Source organism: Actinokineospora sp. UTMC 2448 (genome assembly GCF_024760565.1).
Classification (GTDB): Bacteria; Actinomycetota; Actinomycetes; order Mycobacteriales; family Pseudonocardiaceae; genus Actinokineospora; species Actinokineospora fastidiosa.
In genome coordinates this window covers 2,105,802-2,125,996 of the sequence record NZ_CP031087.1, presented here as the reverse complement: position 1 = coordinate 2,125,996, position 20,195 = coordinate 2,105,802, and the positions used below count along the sequence as shown (strand labels likewise).

20 protein-coding genes are annotated in these 20,195 nt (G+C 71.9%); 6 read left to right on the top strand and 14 right to left on the bottom strand.

Annotated elements, in window-relative coordinates:
- Nucleotides 1–49: 49 nt before the first annotated feature.
- The 8 genes from Actkin_RS10090 to Actkin_RS10055 form a co-directional block, all read right to left on the bottom strand.
- Nucleotides 50–712, bottom strand: a complete 663-nt coding sequence (locus tag Actkin_RS10090; protein WP_258906840.1) for a prepilin peptidase — start codon at nt 710–712, stop codon at nt 50–52.
- A 110-nt stretch (nt 713–822) separates the two neighbouring features.
- Entirely contained in the window at nt 823–1,653 is an 831-nt protein-coding gene (locus Actkin_RS10085) for a shikimate dehydrogenase (RefSeq protein WP_258906839.1), read from the bottom strand.
- Nucleotides 1,653–2,828 (bottom strand): endolytic transglycosylase MltG, encoded by a 1,176-nt coding sequence (gene mltG, locus Actkin_RS10080; RefSeq protein ID WP_258906838.1) that lies wholly within the window; start codon nt 2,826–2,828, stop codon nt 1,653–1,655. Before mltG ends, Actkin_RS10085 begins: the two co-directional genes overlap by 1 nt.
- A complete protein-coding gene (ruvX, locus tag Actkin_RS10075) occupies nt 2,825–3,313 on the bottom strand; it encodes a Holliday junction resolvase RuvX (protein ID WP_189214391.1) in 489 nt (162 codons plus the stop codon). The genes mltG and ruvX overlap by 4 nt, the downstream gene beginning before the upstream one ends.
- Nucleotides 3,310–5,964: an alanine--tRNA ligase gene (alaS, locus tag Actkin_RS10070; RefSeq protein WP_258906837.1), complete on the bottom strand. Its 2,655-nt coding sequence runs from the start codon at nt 5,962–5,964 to the stop codon at nt 3,310–3,312. The genes ruvX and alaS overlap by 4 nt, the downstream gene beginning before the upstream one ends.
- A gap of 52 nt (nt 5,965–6,016) precedes the next feature.
- Nucleotides 6,017–6,295 (bottom strand): hypothetical protein, encoded by a 279-nt coding sequence (locus tag Actkin_RS10065; RefSeq protein ID WP_189214389.1) that lies wholly within the window; start codon nt 6,293–6,295, stop codon nt 6,017–6,019.
- Nucleotides 6,295–6,696 (bottom strand): DUF948 domain-containing protein, encoded by a 402-nt coding sequence (locus Actkin_RS10060; RefSeq protein ID WP_189214388.1) that lies wholly within the window; start codon nt 6,694–6,696, stop codon nt 6,295–6,297. Before Actkin_RS10060 ends, Actkin_RS10065 begins: the two co-directional genes overlap by 1 nt.
- A 168-nt stretch (nt 6,697–6,864) precedes the next feature.
- Nucleotides 6,865–8,187 (bottom strand): replication-associated recombination protein A, encoded by a 1,323-nt coding sequence (locus Actkin_RS10055; protein WP_258907897.1) that lies wholly within the window; start codon nt 8,185–8,187, stop codon nt 6,865–6,867.
- A gap of 192 nt (nt 8,188–8,379) precedes the next feature.
- Between Actkin_RS10055 and Actkin_RS10050 the strand changes: the two genes are divergently transcribed.
- Nucleotides 8,380–8,850 carry a hypothetical protein gene (locus Actkin_RS10050; RefSeq protein ID WP_258906836.1) on the top strand — a complete coding sequence of 157 codons (471 nt, stop codon included), beginning with the start codon at nt 8,380–8,382 and terminating at the stop codon, nt 8,848–8,850.
- On the opposite strand, the gene Actkin_RS10045 is transcribed toward Actkin_RS10050, so the two are convergent.
- Entirely contained in the window at nt 8,847–9,455 is a 609-nt protein-coding gene (locus Actkin_RS10045) for a uridine kinase family protein (protein ID WP_258906835.1), read from the bottom strand. The genes Actkin_RS10050 and Actkin_RS10045 overlap by 4 nt on opposite strands.
- A 91-nt stretch (nt 9,456–9,546) precedes the next feature.
- Between Actkin_RS10045 and Actkin_RS10040 the strand changes: the two genes are divergently transcribed.
- The 3 genes from Actkin_RS10040 (at nt 9,547) to Actkin_RS10030 (ending at nt 12,711) form a co-directional block, all read left to right on the top strand.
- The gene (locus Actkin_RS10040; RefSeq protein ID WP_258906834.1) at nt 9,547–10,065 is read left to right on the top strand and encodes a cupin domain-containing protein; all 519 of its coding nucleotides are present in this window, start codon (nt 9,547–9,549) and stop codon (nt 10,063–10,065) included.
- 777 nt (nt 10,066–10,842) lie between these two features.
- Nucleotides 10,843–11,613 (top strand): SGNH/GDSL hydrolase family protein, encoded by a 771-nt coding sequence (locus tag Actkin_RS10035; RefSeq protein WP_258906833.1) that lies wholly within the window; start codon nt 10,843–10,845, stop codon nt 11,611–11,613.
- A 9-nt stretch (nt 11,614–11,622) separates the two neighbouring features.
- Complete coding sequence (locus Actkin_RS10030) at nt 11,623–12,711, top strand: pyridoxal-phosphate-dependent aminotransferase family protein (RefSeq protein WP_258906832.1); 1,089 nt, start codon at nt 11,623–11,625, stop codon at nt 12,709–12,711.
- Here Actkin_RS10030 and Actkin_RS10025 read toward each other — a convergent pair.
- The 3 genes from Actkin_RS10025 to aspS form a co-directional block, all read right to left on the bottom strand.
- On the bottom strand, nt 12,701–13,903 hold the full coding sequence (locus Actkin_RS10025; protein WP_189214384.1) for a hypothetical protein: 1,203 nt from the start codon (nt 13,901–13,903) through the stop codon (nt 12,701–12,703). The two genes, Actkin_RS10030 and Actkin_RS10025, sit on opposite strands and share 11 nt — an antisense overlap.
- A 127-nt stretch (nt 13,904–14,030) precedes the next feature.
- On the bottom strand, nt 14,031–14,969 hold the full coding sequence (locus Actkin_RS10020; RefSeq protein WP_258906831.1) for a DUF389 domain-containing protein: 939 nt from the start codon (nt 14,967–14,969) through the stop codon (nt 14,031–14,033).
- Entirely contained in the window at nt 14,969–16,753 is a 1,785-nt protein-coding gene (gene aspS, locus Actkin_RS10015; protein ID WP_189214382.1) for an aspartate--tRNA ligase, read from the bottom strand. Before aspS ends, Actkin_RS10020 begins: the two co-directional genes overlap by 1 nt.
- Nucleotides 16,754–17,121: 368 nt before the next feature.
- Between aspS and Actkin_RS10010 the strand changes: the two genes are divergently transcribed.
- On the top strand, nt 17,122–18,045 hold the full coding sequence (locus tag Actkin_RS10010; RefSeq protein WP_258906829.1) for a helix-turn-helix domain-containing protein: 924 nt from the start codon (nt 17,122–17,124) through the stop codon (nt 18,043–18,045).
- A gap of 33 nt (nt 18,046–18,078) precedes the next feature.
- Here the strand turns inward: Actkin_RS10010 and Actkin_RS10005 are convergent, their stop codons facing one another.
- Nucleotides 18,079–18,423, bottom strand: coding sequence for a hypothetical protein (locus tag Actkin_RS10005; RefSeq protein ID WP_258906828.1), 345 nt, complete (start codon nt 18,421–18,423; stop codon nt 18,079–18,081).
- A gap of 108 nt (nt 18,424–18,531) precedes the next feature.
- On the bottom strand, nt 18,532–19,245 hold the full coding sequence (locus Actkin_RS10000; RefSeq protein ID WP_258906827.1) for a radical SAM protein: 714 nt from the start codon (nt 19,243–19,245) through the stop codon (nt 18,532–18,534).
- A gap of 54 nt (nt 19,246–19,299) precedes the next feature.
- Here Actkin_RS10000 and Actkin_RS09995 point away from each other — a divergent pair, with 54 nt between their 5' ends.
- Nucleotides 19,300–19,845 carry a hypothetical protein gene (locus tag Actkin_RS09995; protein WP_258906826.1) on the top strand — a complete coding sequence of 182 codons (546 nt, stop codon included), beginning with the start codon at nt 19,300–19,302 and terminating at the stop codon, nt 19,843–19,845.
- Nucleotides 19,846–20,195 lie beyond the last annotated feature (350 nt).

Sequence of the window (20,195 nt, the reverse complement as noted above, 5' to 3'; positions counted from 1 at the left end):
CCGGACACCGAACCACCTCCCGGAATCTGCATCAAGTGACATCACGACCTCACATCCCGACGATCACCAAAGCGCACGCCGCCCCGAGCATCCCCGGCCCGTGGGGCGCGCCCGACCGCCACCGGGGCACCGCGGCGATCAGCGCCAACGTCACCAGCGACGCGCCCACGAGCGCCACCAGCAACGCCTCCACGCCGACCACACCCAGCACCGCACCGACCATCAGCGCCAGTTTCACGTCGCCCCCGCCGAGCGAGCCCGGCCGCACCCACGCGATCACCGCGTGCACCGCGAAGAACCCGACCGCCCCGAGCACCGCGCGCACGGCCACCTCACCGCCGCCACCCGCCACCGCCGCGATCGCCAGAGCGGCCGCGAGCAGCGGCAACACACCCAGGGTCAGCGCGTCGGGCAAGCGCCGATGGCGGATGTCCACGAGCACGAGCGGCACCGCCACCCACGTCAGCACGCATGCCGTCGGCACCCACCACCCGGGTAAGCCGCCTGCCGCCCACTGCGCCGTGATCACCGCCCACAGGGCCGCCGTCGCCACCTCGCACGGTCCAGGCGGCACCGGCGTTCCCCGAGGCAGAGCGCTCACCAGCAAGCGCGCAGCCACCCCGGCAGCGCCGCCACCGAGGACGGCCAGAACCACCGCGACGGCTGGTTCGGCGACCAGCAACGCCACAGCCATCGCGGCGACGCCGAGCAAGCCGACAAGAAGTCCAGTACGCATCGAAGATCTCCCGTTCGCATCAATCGGAGCACTCGCTCCGATTGCTACGGTACGCACGAACAGGCGTTCGACGCCAGGGAGTTCACTCAGAGCGGAAGGGGCAGCACTCCGCCGGTGGCCGAGCGCAGGGCGTCCCGCATCTCCCGGCGCGGCGCTTCCCTGCCCGTGAACTGCTCGACCTGCCCGAAAGCCTGGTGCAGCAACATATCCAGCCCCGTCGCCAGCACCCCGTCCCGCGCCTCGGCCAACGGCGTCGGCCACGGGTGATAGATCACGTCCAGCACATGCGGGGCCCGCGCCAACGACGAGGCCAACTCCTCGGTCGCCCCCGCCGGAGCGGTGTTCACCAGCACGGACGCCGACTCGGCCAGCGCGGCGAAATCCGTCTCCGTCCACCGCAGCACCCGCAGCGCCAGGCCCAGCCGCTCCGCGCACACCACCGCGTCACCCGCCCGCGCGGGCTCCCGAACGACCACCACCGCACCGGGAATCCCCAGCTCGACCACGGCGGCCAACGCCGCGCACGCCGTCCCGCCCGCCCCCAGGACCACCGCGTCCCCGGGCCCCGGGGCGAACCCGTTGGCCCGAAGCGCACCCGTGACCCCGTCGATGTCCGTGCAGTCCGCGCGCCAGCCCGAGTCGACCCGCACCAGCGTGTTCGCCGCGCCGACCGCCCGCGCCCGGTCCGTCGCCGAGTCCGCCACCGCGAGCGCCGCCCGCTTGCCCGGCATCGTCACCGACAGGCCCGCCCACTCCGGGCCCAGCGACCCCACCAGGCCGGGCAGCCGCCGCTCATCGCACTCGACCCGGTCGTAGGTCCAGTCCAGGCCCAGCGCCGCGTACGCGGCCGAGTGCAGCACCGGCGACAGCGAGTGCGCCACCGGGGAACCCAGCACGGCAGCCCGAGTCCGCTCCATCAGAACGCGCCGTTCTCCCTGGCCAGGTCGCGGTTGTCCAGGTGCTCCTCGTAGGTCTCGGCGAAGCACGACGTGCCGTCCTTCTGGCACAGGACGAAGAACAGCCACTTGCCCGCCGGGGGCTCGGCGACCGCCGCCAGCGCCTCCTTGCTCGCGGATGAGATCGGCGTCGGCGTGAGGCCCATGTTCTTGTACGTGTTATACGGCCCCGCGCGCTCCCGGTCGGCGTCGCTGGTGGCGATGTTCGGCCGATCCAGCACGTAGTTCACCGTCGAGTCGAACGCCAGCTCCATGCCGATCTCGAGCCGGTTGTAGATGACCCGCGCGACCTTGCCGAAGTCCTTCTCGATCCCCTCGCGCTGCACGAGGGAGGCCATGGTGAGGAACTGGTACGGGGTGAACCCGGAGGAGTCGGCGATCCCGGGCATGCCGTAGCTCTGCCAGTGCGCGGAGGAGTCCGCGAGCAGCTTCGTCCACAGCTCCTCGGCCGTCGCGCCCGGCCGCACGTCGTAGACCGCGGGCGCGACCAGCCCTTCCAGCCTGCGCTCACGCGGCGCCTTGTTCGCGTCGGCGAGCGCCCAGTCCGGCACGCCCAGGTTCGCCAGGTCGGCCTTCTCCGCCACCTGCAGCAGGTCCTTGGCGGCCACGCACGTGCTCTTGCCGTTCAGCTCCGCGCAGGACGCCTTCGACAACAGGGACGCGACGCCCGGCGTCACGGTGTTGTCGGCCTTCTTGATGTCGTGGAGCTGCGTCCCCGGCTTGATCTGCAGGTTCCCGACCCGCGCCTCGGGGTCGACGATGCGGGTGACCGCGTCCTGCCCGGAGATCTTCGTGCGCATCACGTAAAAGCCCGGCTGGATCGACCGTACCTGCGCGTTGTTCTCCGCGGCCGCCACGAACGCCCGCGAGCTGGCCACCACGCCCTGCTCGACCAGCGTCCCGGCGATCGCGCCGGTCGAGTCGCCCGGTTTGACCTCGATGACGATGTCGGTCTCGCCGGGCCCGGCGAAGTCGTCGTACCCGCCCAGGCCGGAGAGCTGCCGCCAGCCGTACCAGACGCCCGCGCCGATCAGCAGGACTATCAGCAGCCCGAAGACCGCCAGCTTGACCCGCTTGCCCCGGGAGCGGTGGTCGCGGTCGGAGTGGTCGTCGAACAGGTCGAGTCCGTCGTTCATGGCTCCTCCGCGGTCCGGGCGAGCGCCGCCGCCCTGGCGTCCAGCCAGCCCTGCAGGATCTCCACGGCGGCGGCCTGGTCGACGACCGCCCGCTGCTTCTTCCCGCGTACCCCGCGGTCGCTGAGCATCCGCGAGGCCGAGACCGTGGTGAGGCGCTCGTCGGCGAGCCGGACCGGCACAGGCGCGATCCGCTCGCCGAGCGCGGCAGCGTAGGCCCGCGCGCCCTCCGCGGCGGGCCCGTGCCGTCCGGCGAGCGTGCGCGGCAGTCCGACCACCACTTCCACCACCTCGTGCTCGGCGACGAGCGCGGCGAGCTGGTCGAGGTCCTTGAGAGTCCGCTCGTCGCGGGACAGCGTAACGAGCGGCGTGGCGAGCACCGGAGCCGGATCGCTCAGCGCGACCCCGACCCGCACGGAGCCGACGTCGACCGCGAGCCTGCGCCCGCGGCCGGGGTCGTCGGCCCCGGGCCGGTCGGGACGGGTCACGAGGCCAGCGCGCCGCGCAGGGCGGTGATGGCCGCGTCGATCCCGCCGGGCTCGGTGCCACCGCCCTGGGCCATGTCGGGCTTGCCGCCGCCGCGGCCGCCGATGGACGGGGCGAAGGCGGGCACGAGCTTGCCTGCGGCCAGCCCGGCGTCCCGGCCCGCGGCCGTGGTGGCCACGACGAAGGCGACCTTGGGGCCGTCGGCGGAGAACAGCGCGACCACGCCGGGGCGCGAGCCGAGCCGGTTGCGGACCTCGACGGCGAGCGTGCGCAGGTCGTTGCCGCCGATGCCGTCCGGGGCGCGCAGCGCGACCAGGGCGGTGCCGTTGATGTCCTCTGCGGCGCCCGCCAGCTCACCGGCGGAGGACAGCAGCTGGGCGGCGCGCAGCTTGTCCAGCTCCTTCTCGGCCTGGCGCAGACGCTCCACCAGGGCCTCGACGCGCGCGGGCACGTCCTCGTCGGGCACGCGCAGCATCGAGGCGAGGTTCTGCACGAGCGCGCGCTCCTTGGCCAGGTAGCGCATGGCGTCCATGCCGACGTACGCCTCGAGACGGCGGCTGCCCGAGCCGACCGACGACTCGCCGATCAGCGTGAGCGGGCCGATCTGGGCCGAGCGCTCGACGTGCGTGCCACCGCAGAGCTCGCGCGACCACGGGCCGCCGATCTCGACCACGCGCACGGTCTCGTCGTAGGTCTCGCCGAACAGGGCGACCGCGCCCATCTCCTGGGCGCCGCCCATGTCCGTGTAGACCACGCGGACGGGCAGGTCGTTGCGCACGGCGAGGTTGGAGACCTCCTCGATCTCGCTGCGCGTCTCCGGGGAGAGCGCGCCGGACCAGGCGAAGTCCAGGCGCAGGTAGCCGGGCTTGTTGTAGGAGCCGCTCTGCAGCGCCGACGGGCCGAGCACCTCGCGCAGCGCGGCGTGCACGACGTGCGTCCCGGAGTGGCCCTGCCGGGCGCCGATGCGCCACTCGGGGTCGACGCGGGTCTGCACGGCCAGCCCTTCGGTGACCTCGCCGCGGCGCACGCGGGCCTGGTGCACCCAGAGCTTGCGGGCGACCTTCTGCACGTCGAGGACTTCCAGCTCGACGCCGTCGCCGACGATCAGCCCGGCGTCGGACTCCTGGCCGCCGGACTCGGCGTACAGCGACGTGCGGTCGACGACGACCTCGACGATGTCGCCCTCCACCGCGGACGGCACCCGCACGCCCTCGCGGACCAGGCCGCGGACGACGGCCTCGGTGTCGAGCTCCTGGTAGCCGGTGAACTCGGTGGCGCCGAGGGCGAGCAGGTCGCGGTAGACCGTCTGGTCGCCGTGGCCGGTCTTCTTGACCGCGGCCTTGGCGCGGGCGCGCTGCTCGGCCATCAGGTCGCGGAAGCCCTGCTCGTCGACCGACAGGCCCTTCTCGGCGGCCATCTCCAGGGTGAGGTCGATGGGGAAGCCGTAGGTGTCGTGCAGCTGGAAGGCCTTGTCGCCGGGCAGCTGCGAGCCACCGGAGGACTTGATCTCGCCAGCGGCCATGTCGAAGATCTTCAGGCCGCTGGCCAGCGTGCCGAGGAAGGTCTCCTCCTCGTTGCGCACGACCGACTCGATGCGCGGGAAGTCCTTGACCAGCTCCGGGTACGACGGGCCCATCGTGTCGCGCACCACGGCGGCGAACTCGGGCAGGACCGGCTCGGAGACGCCCAGCAGGCGCACCGAGCGCACGATGCGGCGCAGCAGGCGGCGCAGCACGTAGCCGCGGGCCTCGTTGCCGGGGGTGACGCCGTCGCCGACCAGCATCACGCCGCTGCGGGCGTGGTCGGCGATGACGCGGAAGCGCACGTCGTCGACCGGGTTGCCCGCGCCGTAGCGGCGTCCGGACATCTCCTCGGCCTTCGTGATGACCGGGCGCACCAGATCGGTCTCGTAGACGTTGTCGACGCCCTGCAGCAGATAGGCGACGCGCTCGATGCCCATTCCGGTATCGATGTTCTTGGCGGGCAGCTCGCCCAGGATCGGGTAATCCTTCTTCGCCCCGCCCTCGCCGCGCTCGTTCTGCATGAAGACGAGGTTCCAGATCTCCAGATACCGGTCCTCATCCACGACCGGGCCGCCCTCGCGGCCGTGCTCGGGGCCGCGGTCGTAGTAGATCTCCGAGCAGGGGCCGCACGGGCCGGGGACGCCCATCGACCAGAAGTTGTCCTCGACACCGCGCCGCTGGATCCGCTCGGCGGGCATGCCCGCGATCTTCTGCCAGAGGTGGAAGGCCTCGTCGTCGTCGAGGTAGACGGTGACCCAGATGCGCTCGGGGTCGAAGCCGTAGCCGCCGCTCTCCTGGCTCCCGGTGATCAGGTTCCAGGCGTGCTCGATGGCCTCGGCCTTGAAGTAGTCGCCGAAGGAGAAGTTGCCCGCCATCTGGAAGAACGTGTTGTGGCGGGTGGTCTTCCCGACCTCATCGATGTCACCGGTGCGCACGCACTTCTGCACGCTCGTGGCGCGCGGATAAGGCGGCGGGGCCTCTCCCAGGAAGTACGGCTTGAACTGCACCATCCCGGCATTGACGAACAGGAGGTTGGGGTCGTCCAGGATCAGCGACGCGCTGGGCACCTCGGTGTGCCCGGCGTTCGTGAAATGCGTCAGGAAACGGCGGGAGATCTCGTGGGTCTGCACGGTCTTGGTCCTCGGTTGGTCTGACAGGCGGGCGGGCTGCGGCGGACGGCGGTCAGGCTCGGCCGTCCGCCCGGCGCGCTCGCGCGTCGGTGCGGCGGGTGCGCACGCCGCTGCGGCGCTCCACCATGTCGGCCAGCTCGTCCTCGCGCTCGGCCATGCCCGCGCGCACGTCGGCGCCGAACGCGCCGATGGCGCCCGCGAGCTCGCGGACGGCGTCACCGACGTTCTCGGCCATGCCCGACGGGGTGACGGCGTGGGCGGTGCGCCGCGCCTTGCGGGACAGGGCGACGCCCGCGGCGAGGCCGACGCCGACCCAGAAGATCCGGCTCATCAGCGCGCACCCCGCTTGCGCCGGGCGTGCTTGCCCTCGATCTCGCCCTTGGCGCGGCGGCGGGCCTTGATCGCCTTGCCGATGCCGTAGGACAGGGCGGCGGCCTTGACCAGGGGGCCGCCGAGGGTCGCGGTGAACACCGAGGTCAGCGCGGAGACGTTGCCGGTGACGGCCTGGGCGTTGGCCGTGATGCCGTCGACCCGCTCCAGCTGCGTGTTCACGTGGGTGATCGTGGTGTTGGCGCCGGTGAAGAGCGGGTCGCTGTTGCGCTCCGCCTTCTGGACGGCGCTGGTGACGGCGTCCAGGGTGCGACCGAGCTTGAACAGCACGATGCACAGCACGATCGCCACGACCGCGAACGCGCCCGCGCCGATCAGCCAGGCAATCTCCCCTGCGGTCACACGCCCTCCTCGTCCGGATTGATCGGCGTCAGGCTACCGCGCGGTCCGGCGGCCGGTGCTGCCGGACCAGTGTCCGCGCCCTTGTGAGCCGTAGCCACTCAGATTTCGCGAATGTGGACAACTTCGGGCCTGTGGACAACTGCCGCCGAAGCCCGGCCGATTCCCGGTTCACTGGTCACGTATCACCCGCCGCAATTTCGGAAGGCGATCGGCCAATGCGCGTTCGGAACCACGATTCGTGGGGTTGTAGTAGTCACGACCGACAAGCTCGTCCGGCGGGTACTGCTGGGCGAGCACACCCTCGGGCACGTTGTGCGGATAGCGGTATCCGGTGGCGTTGCCGAGCTTCTTGGCGCCCGCGTAGTGCCCGTCCCGCAGGTGCGTGGGGACGCTCCCCGCCGCGCCCGCGCGCACATCGGACATCGCGGCGTCGATGGCGGTGATGACGGCGTTCGACTTGGGGGCGGTGGCCAGGTGCACGGTGGCCTGCGCCAGCGCGAGCCTGCCCTCGGGCATGCCGATCAGCTGCACGGCCTGCGCGGCGGCGACGGCCGTCTGCAGCGCCGTCGGGTCGGCCATGCCGATGTCCTCACTGGCGTGCACGATCAGCCGCCGGGCGATGAACCGCGGATCCTCGCCCGCCTCGATCATGCGCGCCAGGTAGTGCAGGGCGGCGTCCACGTCGGAGCCTCGGATCGACTTGATGAACGCGCTGGTGACGTCGTAGTGCTGATCGCCCTGGCGGTCGTAGCGGACGGCGGCCTTGTCCACTGTGGCCTCGACGGTGGCGAGGTCGACGACCTTGGCCTGGGTCGCGCCCGCCGAGTCCGCCGCGGCCTCCAGCGCGGTGAGCGCGCGCCGGGCGTCGCCACCGGCGAGCCGGACGATGTGGTCCTCGGCGTCGGCGTCGAGGGTGACGGCGCCGCCGAGTCCGCGCTCGTCGCCGACGGCGCGGCGGACGAGCGCGCGGACGTGGTCGTCCTCGAGGGGCTTGAGCTGGAGCACGAGCGAACGGGAAAGGAGTGGTGAGACGACGGAGAAGAACGGGTTCTCGGTGGTCGCGGCGACCAGCAGCACGGTCCGGTCCTCGACCGCCCCGAGCAGGGCGTCCTGCTGGGTGCGGGAGAAGCGGTGGACCTCGTCGATGAACAGGACGGTCGACTCCCCGGAGCGCCCCAACCTGCGACGGGCGTCGTCGATGACGGCGCGGACCTCCTTCACGCCCGCGGTGAGCGCGGAGAGCGCGACGAAGCGCCTGCCGATGGCGGAGGAGACGAGCGTGGCCAGGGTCGTCTTCCCGGTCCCGGGCGGTCCGTAGAGCAGCAGGGAGGCGGGCGCGGCCCCCTCGACCAACCTGCGCAACGGCGCCCCCGGCCCCAGCAGGTGGTCCTGCCCCACGACCTCGTCCAACGACGCGGGCCGCATCCGGACAGCCAGCGGCGCCCGCTGGTCAGCCACCCGGGTGGCCGGTGCAGCCTCAGCGCCGTGCAGGTCGAAGTCGAACTCCTGTTCCACAACCCCCGACGCTACCCGCTACCCCGAGAATCGCGACCACAGGTGGTCAGCCCACACCGCGCCCACGACCTCGGCCCGAACTCACGGCCCAGGCGGTCGGTGGTGCGTCCACACGGCCCTCGGCCACCGACGCCAGCTTCCCCGAGCCCTGCCTGGGCGTCCTGATCCGTGCCCGCTGACCTGGGTCGCCGCCGTCCCTGCTCGCCGAGGACGCTGGTCGCCGAGGACGCCAGCCGCCGCCATTGGTCACCGACACTGGCCGCCGCGTCGCTCGCCGTCGCGGTCCCGAGCCGCCGCCGTCGGCCGCCGACACTGGCCGCCGCGTCGCTCGCCGTCGCGGTCCCGAGCCGCCGCCGTCGGCCGCCGACACTGGCCGCCGCGTCGCTCGCCGTCGCGGTCGCCAGCCGCCGCCGTCGGCCGCCGTCACTGGCCGCCGCGCGGCTGGTCGTCGCGCCGCTGGTCGTCGCGGTCGCCAGCCGTCGCTGGCCGTCGCGGTCGTCAGTCGTCGTGGTCGCTGGCCAGTGCGGTCGCCGGGCCGTCACGGTCGCTGATCGCAGCGGTCGCTGGTCGTCGCCGTGCTGCCTGTCGCGGTCGGGGTGTCTGCCCTCCCTCGTCGTCTGTGGGCGGTGCGGGGGCTAGGCGGCTTCGGCCTGGTGGACTGCTGCCCACTGGGACAGGCGGTGGGGTGCGTCTTGGGGGGTGCACCGCCACATCCCGGCGTCGGTGCAGCGGCGGACCACGTCGCCGTGTTCGCGCCAGAGGCGTAGGCCGCGGCGGATCAGGAGGGTGACGTTCTTGCGGGACTCGGCGACGTCGCGGGCCAGGCGGCGAATGAAGGTGCGGGCGCCGCCGGGGGCCAGGACAACGGCGTCGGCCAGGACTCCGGCGTCGCGGCAGGCGGTGACGATCCGGTCGGCGAACAGGCCCTCGGCGATGAAGGCGGGGGCTCCCGTCGCTATGACCCGGGTGGAGCCCACTCGTCGGTCGGTCGCGATGTCGTAGGTCGGGATGTCCGCCTCGCCGGTTGTGGCAAGGCGCACGATGGCCGCGAGGGCGTCGTCGGCGTTCCAGGAGCCGGGGGCGTCCCAGTCGACCCGTCCGGCGGCGTCCCTGGGCAGCAGCGGGTCGCCGCCCTCGCGGTAGAAGTCGTCCAGCCGCACCACCGGCAAGCCGAGCCGAGCCGCCAGTGTGGACTTCCCGGACCCCGACGGGCCGGACAGCAGAATCACCGGAATCAACGCCACGGGACGCCATTATCCCATGCCACCGACCATGCTCGACTGGTCGTCGGCCGTGTCAGGATGACGGGGCACATCCGACACACCAGGGGGAGACATGTCGTACCTCGGTTCCCACTCATCCGCCCAGACGGACGACCCGTACCGCGGGGACACCGGCGAGGTCAGCGGGATCTACCGCCCCGCCGACGGCATCGAGGCCCTGGTCCGCCCGAAGTCGACCGCCACGTTCGTCGCCCCCGGCTCCGCCACCGACGGCAAGTTCGGCCTGTTCCGCTGGCAGATGGCCCCGAGGGCGGGCGGTCCGAGCGCCCACTTCCACCGCACGTTCTCCGAGTCGTTCTACGTCCTCGACGGCACCGTCCGCCTCTACAACGGCGAGAAGTGGATCGACGCCACCGCGGGCGACTTCCTCTTCGTCCCCGAGGGCGGCGTCCACGCCTTCCGCAACGACTCCGACGCCCCCGCCGACATGCTGATCCTCTTCGCCCCCGGCTCGCCGAGGGAGAACTACTTCCAGGAACTGGCCGAGGTCGCCGACAAGGGCCTCACCCTGTCCCCGGAGGAGTGGAAGGACCTCTACGCCCGCCACGACCAATTCATGGTCGACGGCTGACACCAGCCACGAAGGCCAGCGCGTCGGGACAAGTCGGCGCGCCCGCGCGAGGAAGCAGCACGAGACGCGCCGGGTGGTGTCCTCTCGCCACCGCTGGCTGAGCTTCCCGAGGGGCGGGGCGAAGCTTTCCACAGCAGAAAGGCCGCCGGGCGCACCACCTGCGACCGGTGACGGCAGCAGCCCGCAACGGCACCCTCGCACCGACACCCACGCGCGACGGAAGCAGCTGGCGACCCAAAGCACGGCCGATCGAAGCACCCACCGATCGAAACGGCTGGCGACCCGAAACGACCACCGATCGAAACAACCGCCAATCGAAGCGACCGACGGGTGCCGACGGAACGGTTGGCGCGACGACGACCGGCCACGGAACAGACGAACTGGCCCCAGGTAGGTGAACCCGGCTGGGACGGTGTCGTCGGGGTGCACCGGCGACGGAACCGACCGGCCACAGAACCAACCGGGCGACAGAACCAACGGGCGACAGCGGCTGACAACCGCCGCCTGTTCGTCTCCGGCCGCCACGACGACGTGATCGTGTCCAGCGGAGAGAACGTCTTCCCCGCCCTGCGGAGGAACTGCCGCTGAGCCTGGACCAGGTCGCCGAGGTGCCTGCTCACTCCCGTCCCCCCAACCCCGGCCCCAGGCGCCGGGAGGTGCAGGTGGGAGGGGTGCGGAGCAAGCGCTGAGACGTGAGCACTGATTCTTTGGCGGGTCGTCTACCTGGCGACACCCAGATCTCACCGGTGGTGAGGGCGGGGGCTCGATCGTGTGAGCGTGACGGCGCTGGGGATTACTCCGCTCACCTGGACCGCGACGCGGTTGGCTGTGTTGGGCGATTCCACGGGGGTTGGGGTCGGGGACCCGGTGGCGGGCGGGTGGCGCGGGGTGGGGGCGCTGCTGGCCGAGGCGTTGGGGGCCGTGGAGCACAACGTGGCGTTCGAGGGGGCCCGGGTCGCGTGTGTGCGGGAGCGGCAGTTGCCCCTGGTGCTGGAGGGCAGGCCCGACGCCGCCATCGTGATCGCCGGGATGAACGACACGCTGCGGTCGGACTTCGATCCGGCACGGTTGCGGGAGGACCTCGGGCACATCGTGACGCGGTTGCAAGCGAGCGGGGCTCGGGTGGTGCTCGCGCGCTATCACGACCACGGACGGGTCTTCCGCATGCCGTCAGTCCTGAAGCGAGCCCTGAAGAAGCGGATCGACCAGCTCAACGACGTCATCGACCAGGTGCAGGCCGACACCAAGGCCGGGCTCCTCGACCTCGACGCCATCCCGGGCGCGTACGAGCACGCCGTGTGGAGTGTCGATCGGCTGCACCCCTCCGAGCTGGGGCACCGGCTGCTCGCCGAGGGTTTCGCCGCGCGGCTGGCGGAGACCGGGTGCGCGATCAGCACCCCGGTGAGCCTGGTCTGCCAGGGCGGACGCCGGATCACCGTCGCCCACCACATCGCCTGGTTGATCGTGCGGGGCATCCCCTGGGTGTGCCGACGGGGCCGCGACCTGATCCCGCTGATGGTGCGCGCGGTGGTCGAGCGCCGGACGTAGGGTGCGGGCATGCCACTGGTCGACCGCACCCTGTTGGGCCCCGGCCCGTCCAACCCCTACCCCGAGGCCACCGCCGCGCTGGCCGCGCCGCTGCTGGGCCACCTCGACCCGGAGTTCCTCCGGATCCTGGACGAGACCTGCGCGCGCCTGCGCGCCGTCTGGCGCACGGGGAACGCCCGCACGCTGCCGCTGTCGGGCACCGGCTCGATCGGCATGGAGGCGGCGTTCGCCAACTTCGTGCACCCCGGCGACACCGTCGTGGTCGCCGTCAACGGCCTGTTCGGCGAGCGCATGACCGACGTCGCCGCCCGCTACGGCGCGGACGTCGTGCGGGTCGACCACGAGTGGGGCCAGCCGGTCGACGTCCAGCGGGTCGTCGAGGCGCACCCGAGCCCGGCGATCATCGCCGCCGTGCACGCCGAGACCTCGACCGGCGTGCGCAGCGACATCGCGGCCCTGGCAGCGGCGGCCCCCGACAGCGCACTCGTCCTGGCCGACTGCGTCACCTCGCTGGCGGGCATCCCCGTCGACATCGACGGGTGGGGCGTCGACATCGCCTACGCGGGCACGCAGAAGTGCCTCGGCGTCTCCCCCGGCCTCGCCCCGTTCACCGTGTCCGAGCGCGCCTGGGAGCGGCGCGCGCAGCGCCCGCCGACCTGGTACCTCGACCTCAACCTCATCGGCGCGTACGTCGACGGCTCGCAGGGCGGCCGGACCTACCACCACACCGCGCCGGTCGCGCTGATCGCGTCGCTGCACGCCGCGCTGGGCCGCATCCTCGATGAGGGCCTGGAAGCGGTCTACGAGCGCCACCGGGCGGCGGGCGAGCACCTGCAGCGGGGACTCCAGGACCTGGGCCTCACCCTGTTCGCCGAGGAAGGCCACCGGCTGCCCGAGCTGACCACCGTCACCGTCCCCGACGGTGTCGACTCGGCCAAGATCCGGCAGATCCTGCTGACCGAGCACAACATCGAGATCGGCGCGGGCGCGGGCCGCTACGCCGCGTCCGTGTGGCGCATCGGCCTGATGGGCCACAACGCCCGCGTCGAGCGCGCCGACCTGGTCCTGGCCACGCTCGGGCGGCTGCTCAGGAGCTGAACGCCGGGTACAGCGGCAGCGGCGTGTCGCCGAAGCGGGCCCGCAGCCCGCGGGCGACGGCGATCGCGTGCTCGGCGATGTGGTCGGCCCCGCCGCGGTGCGCGGCGGTGGCCAGGCCCGTCCACCGGGCGGCCAGCAGCGGCCCCTGGTCCGGCGTCGGCCCCGAGTGCCGCGAGCCCACCCGCTCCGCGGACGGGTGGGTCAGGTGCCGCCAGGTCGCCAGCCACACCCAGAAGAGGTGGGCGTCGAGCAGCCGGGGCAGCAGGACGGAGTCCTCGGCGAGGTCGGGCCACATGGCGGTGACCTCGGCGCGCCACGCCGCGATCATCGCCTCGATCATCCCGGGCGGCAGCGCGAAGGCGCACCAGCACGACGGGAACGGCACGGCGATGGCGGCCGCGTCGAACATCATGTTGCGGACGCAGCCGCCCTCGAAGTCCAGGAACCGCACGCCGCGGCTGGTGATCAGGTTGTTGTCCGGGCAGGTGTCGGACGGGCTGAACGCCCGGTGGCGGGCGGCGTCGAGCAGGTTGAGCGTGCCCGCGGCGTGGCCGATGACCTCATCGGAGGTGGCCACGCCGAACTCCGCCAGCAGCAGCCGGGGCAGGTCGGCGATGGCGATCGGGCCGTCCTCGGACAGCGGGTCCTTGTTGGTCGGCGGGTTGAGCCTGCGCAGCAGGGCGTCGAAGTCGGCCTCGCGGCCCGCGGTCGTGGCGTGCAGGCGGCCCAGCGACCGCGCCCAGGACAGCAGGGCGGCCTCGGCGGCGCGGGAGTCGGTCCCGTGCAGCTTGTCGGCCAGCGTCGGCGCGCGGCCGAGGTCCTCCATCACCAGCAGCCCGGCCTCGCCGTCGTGGGCGAACAGCTCCGGGCACATGCGGTCCTCGGCGGCCAGCGCGTTGAACATCTGGTAGCTGACGGCCTCGCGCACCCACGAGTCGCGCGGGGCGGCGCCGGTCGGCACGTAGCGCTTCACCGCCAGCGTGCGGGGCAGGGAGAACGGGCTGGCCGCCACCTTCACCCGCAGCACGACGGACCGGTCGCTGCCGCCGAGGTCCTCGGGGTCCCCGAGCTGGATGCGCGCGCCGAACCGCTTGCTGAGCACCGACTCCGCGGCGACGACAGTGGCCAGGACCTCTGCCTCCGCGGCGTCGCGGCTGTCCTCGGGCGGATCGGTGGTGATCTCCACTGTCATCCTCTCCGACCCTACTCCCGCTCCGTCTTCTTCCCTTGACCGGCGTGCAGGCGCTCCTGGCGACCGTACTGGTGGTCATCGATCAAGAGGGAGGTCCGCCCGGCGAAATAACGAGGTCGGACCAGTGTCAGCCCGGCGACAGCGGGCGGTTGGCGTCCCCTGCCGCGCGGCGCCGCAGCACCAGCACGGCGGCCGCCGCCGCGACGATACCCACCAGGTTGATGGCCAGCTGCGCCGCCGACTGCCCCATCCGCTCCCACTGCCCGAGGATGGCGGCGACGGCCACGTAACCGGCGGCGGGCACGGTGGTCACCGAGATGAACACCCCGACGAGCGCGGCGGACTTCGCCGAGGTCATCGACAGCATCCCGGCAGCGCCCGCGAGCACGGCCACGATCAGCGACCACGGCCCGACCTCGTAGACGAAGTCGACCTGGTGGTCCTCCCCGGCGATGGCCGAGGCGTCGAACAGCCCGGCCGCGTTGCCCAGCCAGGCGCCGAGCGCGGTGACGAGGATGGCCAGCGGGAACCCGACGGCCAGCGCCAGCGCGGCCCGCCTGACCAGGTCGAACCGCTTGCGGACCAGCCCGACGGCCACGCCTGCCAGCGGACCGAACTCCGGGCCGACGACCATCGCGCCCACGATCGTCACCGGCGAGTCGGTGATCACCCCGACCGCGGCGAGCAGGCAGGCGATGACGAGGAACGCCAGGAACGTGCCGTTGAGCCGGGACTCCTCGCCGGTCTTGGCGAGCAGGTTCTCCCACACGACCGCGTCGGCGGCCTCGCCGGGCGCGCGCGCCTCGGCCTCGTCGGCCTGGTCGGACAGCACGACGTCGATCTGCTCGAGGCTCAGCCCGCCGCAGTGGTCGATGCCCAGCCCGGCGAGGGCGGCCAGGATCTCGTCGGCCGCCTCGCGGGCCACCATCGCCTCGATGACATCGCCCGCCGGGTGCACGGCGGCGCCCGGCAGGTGCACCAGGTGCGCCGCGCCCGGGTGCGTCCGCAGGACGGACAGCACCGCGGACGCGTCGTCTGCCGGGCAGACCGCGCGCAGGTGCAGCATCAGTCGGTCGCGGGCGCCTTCGGCTTGGCGTCCACGCCCGCCTCCTTGCGCTGGTCCGCGGTGATGGGCGCGGGCGCGCCGGTCAGCGGGTCGTAGCCGCCGCCGGTCTTCGGAAAGGCGATGACGTCGCGGATGGACTGCTCGCCCGCCAGCAGCATGACGATGCGGTCCCAGCCGAAGGCGATGCCGCCGTGCGGGGGCGGGCCGTAGGCGAAGGCCTCCAGCAGGAAGCCGAACTTCTCCCTTGCCTCCTCCGCGCCGATGCCCATCAGCGCGAACACCCGCTCCTGCACGTCCTTGCGGTGGATACGGATGGACCCGCCGCCGATCTCGTTGCCGTTGCAGACCAGGTCGTAGGCGTAGGCCAGGGCGTTGCCCGGGTCCTCCTCCAGCCGGTCGATCCACTCCGGGGTCGGCGAGGTGAACGCGTGGTGCAGCGCGGTCCAGCGGCCGCTGCCGACGGCCACGTCGCCCGCGCTCGCGGCGGCCTCGGCCTCCTCGAACAGCGGGAAGTCCACGACCCACACCAGCGACCACGCCGACTCGTCGATCAGCCCGCAGCGGTGGCCGATCTCCAGCCGGGCCGCGCCGAGCAGCCCGCGCGCGGAGTTGGCCTCGCCCGCGGCGAAGAAGACGCAGTCGCCGGGCTCGGCGCCCGCGGCCTTGGCCAGGCCCTCGCGCTCGGTCTCGGACAGGTTCTTGGCGACCGGGCCGCCGAGCGTGCCGTCCTCGCCGACGAGCACGTACGCCAGGCCCTTGTGGCCGCGCTGCTTGGCCCACTCCTGCCAGGCGTCGAGCTGCTTGCGCGGCTGGGACGCGCCACCGGGCATGACCACGGCGCCGACGTAGGGCGCCTGGAACACCCGGAACGGGGTGTTGGCGAAGTACTCGGTCATCTCGGTCAGCTGCAGGTCGAACCGCAGGTCCGGCTTGTCCGAGCCGTAGCGGGACATGGCGTCGGCGTAGCTGATGCGCGGGAACGGCGTGGGCAGCTCGACCTCGGCCAGCTCCTTCCAGAGCGCGCCGATGATCTTCTCGCCCAGGGCGATGACGTCGTCCTGCTCGACGAAGCTCATCTCGATGTCGAGCTGGGTGAACTCCGGCTGCCGGTCGGCGCGGAAGTCCTCGTCGCGGTAGCAGCGGGCGATCTGGTAGTACCGCTCCAGGCCGCCGACCATGAGCAGCTGCTTGAACAGCTGTGGGGACTGCGGCAGCGCGTACCAGGAGCCGGGCTGCAGGCGGGCGGGCACCAGGAAGTCGCGCGCGCCCTCGGGGGTCGACCGGGTCAGCGTCGGGGTCTCGACCTCGAGGAAGCGCTCGCCGTGCAGCACGTCGCGGGCGATGCGGTTGGCCTCGCTGCGCATGCGCATGGCCCGGGCGGGGCCGCCGCGGCGCAGGTCGAGGTAGCGGTGGCGCAGCCGCGCCTCCTCGCCGACGGTCAGGTGCTCGTCGATCGGGAACGGCAGCGGGGCGGCCTCGCTCAGCACCTCGAGCTCGGTGGCCAGCACCTCGATCGCGCCGGTGGCGATCTCCGGGTTCTCGTTGCCCGCCGGGCGCGCGGCGACCTCGCCGACGACGCGGACGCAGAACTCCGCGCGCAGCCGGTGGGCGCGCTCGGCCATCTCGCCCTCGCGGAACACGACCTGGGCGACACCGGAGGCGTCGCGCAGATCGATGAAGATGACGCCGCCGTGATCCCGCCGCCGGGCCACCCAGCCGCTCAGGGTGACGGTCTGCCCGGCGTGCTCGGCGCGGAGGGTTCCGGCCTCATGGGTGCGGATCACGGTCGTCGCTGCTCCTAGTCCAGGTAATGGGTGGCCATGAGGCTAGCCAATCGACCGGCGCGCCCGTCCAGCAGGTTTCCGCGCCCCCGGCGTCACCCGACTAGGGGCCTCTCCCTCGGCCGGGTGGTGCACTTAGGTGGTCTTATACACCCGAACGGACGTATAGTTTTACCGCTGTTCGCCCTATCCGGTCACCGCTGGCAGCGATTTGGTTACCCATTAATTAACACTGCGGCTACCCACGGGGGCGTCCACGACGTAGTGTGACCCGCAGGGCGTAAGGGGTAACCCAGGGAGTGAACATGGGTAGCGGTATCACCCGCGAGCCAGTTCGTGAACTTCACCAGAACGGGAGGGTCCGCCAGGCGGTGACGGCAGAACAGCCGGAGTCCCTGGCGGCCGACGCGTTCCCCACCGCACTGCGGGCCGCGATCCAGGCCAGCGGGTTGAGCCTCGATCGCATCCAGTACCGGCTGCGGGCGCGTGGGGTCTCGATCAGCGTGACGGCACTGAGCTACTGGCAGTCGGGAAGACGCAGGCCGGAGCGGGCGGAGTCGCTCGCGGCGCTCGGCCACCTCGAGGACGTGCTCGGCGTGCCCACCGGCTCGCTGATCGCCCTGCTCGGTCCCCCTCGGCCGAGGGGACGGGTCAACCGCGAGTCCTCCCGGCTGTCCATCGAGGCTCTCTGGGGCAACACCGAGCCGATCGCGCTCCTGCTCAAGCGCATCGACTTCACCACCGACGCCGCGCTGACCAAGCTCAGCCAGCACGACCGGATGGAGATCGGCGCCGACCGCGGCGAGAAGCTGATCGGCGTGCGCCAGGTCTTCCGCGCCGAACGCGACGGGGCCGACCGCACGATCATGGTCTACGACCTCGAACTGCCCGGCAGGCCGTTCCCCAGGGTCGTCGCGGGCGACACCTGCCGCATCGGCCGCGTGGCCAGGGACGAGGACGCGGGCCTGATCGCCGCGGAGATCCTGCTGGACCGGCCGCTGGGCCGCGGCGACACCACGATCGTGGACTACGCCCTGCAGCACCCCGGACCGCCCTACTCGCGCGGCGACGACAGCTACTGCCGCAAGTTCACCAGCCCGGTGCGGGAGTTCGTGCTGGAGCTGCGGTTCGACCCGCGCGCGCTGCCCACGTACCTGGAGCAGTACACCGCCGACCCCGACGACCAGGTGACCAGCAGGCGCAAGCTGGAGATCTCCCCCGACGGCAAGGCGCACGCGGTGGCCCTGGACTTCGGCCCGGGGATCATGTGCGTGCGCTGGGAGTGGCCGGACTGACGCCACCCGCTGAGGGGTCTCCGCGGACACCCCTCAGCGGATCGTCAGTGACAAGTAGGCCCGCGCGATCCGGCCGTCCGGGCACGTCGCCGTGACCGTGACGGCGTACGTGCGCCTGGCGGCCGACGCCCCCACGGTCACGGTCAGCCTGCTCTCCGCGCCCGCGGCGAGGCAGTCCGGCTCGAACAGCCCCAGCACCGCCTCCGGCAGGCCGGACACGGTCAGGGTCAGCGGCAGCGGCGCGGGTCCCGCCCAGGTGCGGATGTGCGCGCTGGCCTCGGCGAGCTGCCCGACGCACAGCGACAGCGGCCGCACCGCGACCCCGAAGTCGCCGTGTGGGGTGTCCTCGTCGAGGAACGGGTCGAACGCGTAGACCACGACGGTCCTCCTGCGATGGTCATGTGGTGACCACGATCGCGGGAGGCGTGCCGCGCTAACAATCCGTACGTCTCGTAGTACCGGTACGCAATCAACTGCGGAGGGTACTCACAGAAGCGTCAGCTGGCGGGGGCCCTCGACCGGCGGCACGGCTTGCGACCTCGGCATACCCCGGTCGAGCCCGTGCGCGCGGGCCAGCGGGGCGAACCGCTCGGCGAGCGCGGAGCGGTAGTGCGCGGACGCGGTGGCGCCGCCGCGGTAGAGATCGCGGTAGGCGGCCACCAGGTCGGGCCGCTCCCGGCCCAGCCAGGCCAGGTACCACTCGCGCGCCCCGCGCGGCAGCCGCAGCGGGATCATCGTGACGCCCGTGGCGCCCGCCGCGGCGATCTCGGCGAGCAGCGCGTCGAGCCGTTCGGCGGAGTCGGTGATGCCGGGCAGCACGGGCGCGACCATCACCCCGCAGGGCAGGCCCGCGTCGGTGATCCGGCGGACCAGGTCGAGCCGGGCCTTCGGGCTGGGCGTGCCCGGCTCCAGCGTGCGCTGCAGATCGCGGTCGAGCAGGGCGATCGACACCGCGAGGCTGACCGGCACGTCGACGTCGGCCAGCAGCGGCAGGTCGCGGCCGAGCACCGTGCCCTTGGTGAGGATCGAGAACGGCGTGCCGGAGTCGGCGAGCGCGGCGATGATGCCCGGCATGAGCCGGTAGCGGCCCTCCGCGCGCTGGTACGGGTCGGTGTTGGTGCCCATGGCGACGTGCTCGCGCTGCCAGGAGCGCGCCTTCACCTGTCGGGCCAGCACCTCGGCGGCGTTGACCTTGACCACGATCTGGCGGTCGAAGTCGGCGCCCGCGACGTTGTGGTCACTATGCTCGCAACGGTGATTCGCGACTTCGTGAGGGATAAGGCCAAGACGCTGCCTGCTGACGACAACGCGGCCAGTGTCACAGCCGTTCGCGTGTGGCACTGCAACTACGCAACATTGAAGGATCTGAGCCGTTATACGAACGTGCGGACACTGGTGGTAGCGACCTACCCCGATGCGGACCTTGACCCAATTGCCGCGTTGAGCCGCCTTGAATATCTACACCTTGTCCACCTACCGAAAGTCGTCGACCTGACGCCGTTGATCCACCTCCAGCAGCTGCGCATCTTGCGACTGGAAACACTGCCCGGATGGGACGGGGCAGGGAAGGTCACCACTGTCAAGTCGCTAGAACCGCTCGCCAGACTTGCGCGCTTGACCCATCTCGAACTGTTCGGCATCCGACCTGCGAACAAGTCCTTGAGTGACTTGGAATCTGCACCAAGACTGACCAGCGTACGCGTCTCGAAGTACCCAAAGCGGGAGACAACCCGCTTCTACACCCAAACAAGCATCAATGACTCGCTCCCACCGCGACCGGACGTAGCCGACTGGCATTGACCAGGAAAAACGGCCAGCACGCGAACCGGAACCGTCAAACCAAAGGCGGTCGATCGAGCATCTCGATATACATGATCCGGTCGTCCACGACGTCCAGAACCAAAATGCCTTTCGACGGCATTGAGTTCACGCACCCATGGCCAGCCCCAAACGGCTGCCCTTCCGGATGATCTGCCGTCCGAATGCTCTGACAAAAGTCATCGCCGCAGCCGCACCTTCCAACCAATCGAAGGCCCCTCACACTGACAGCCAACTCGGGTTCGCCTGCATTCCACAAGAGGGCGGCCAACTCGGCGACGAAGTCCGGGAAGACGTCTCGGACAAGTGGCCCAGCGATCCGTGAGGGATAT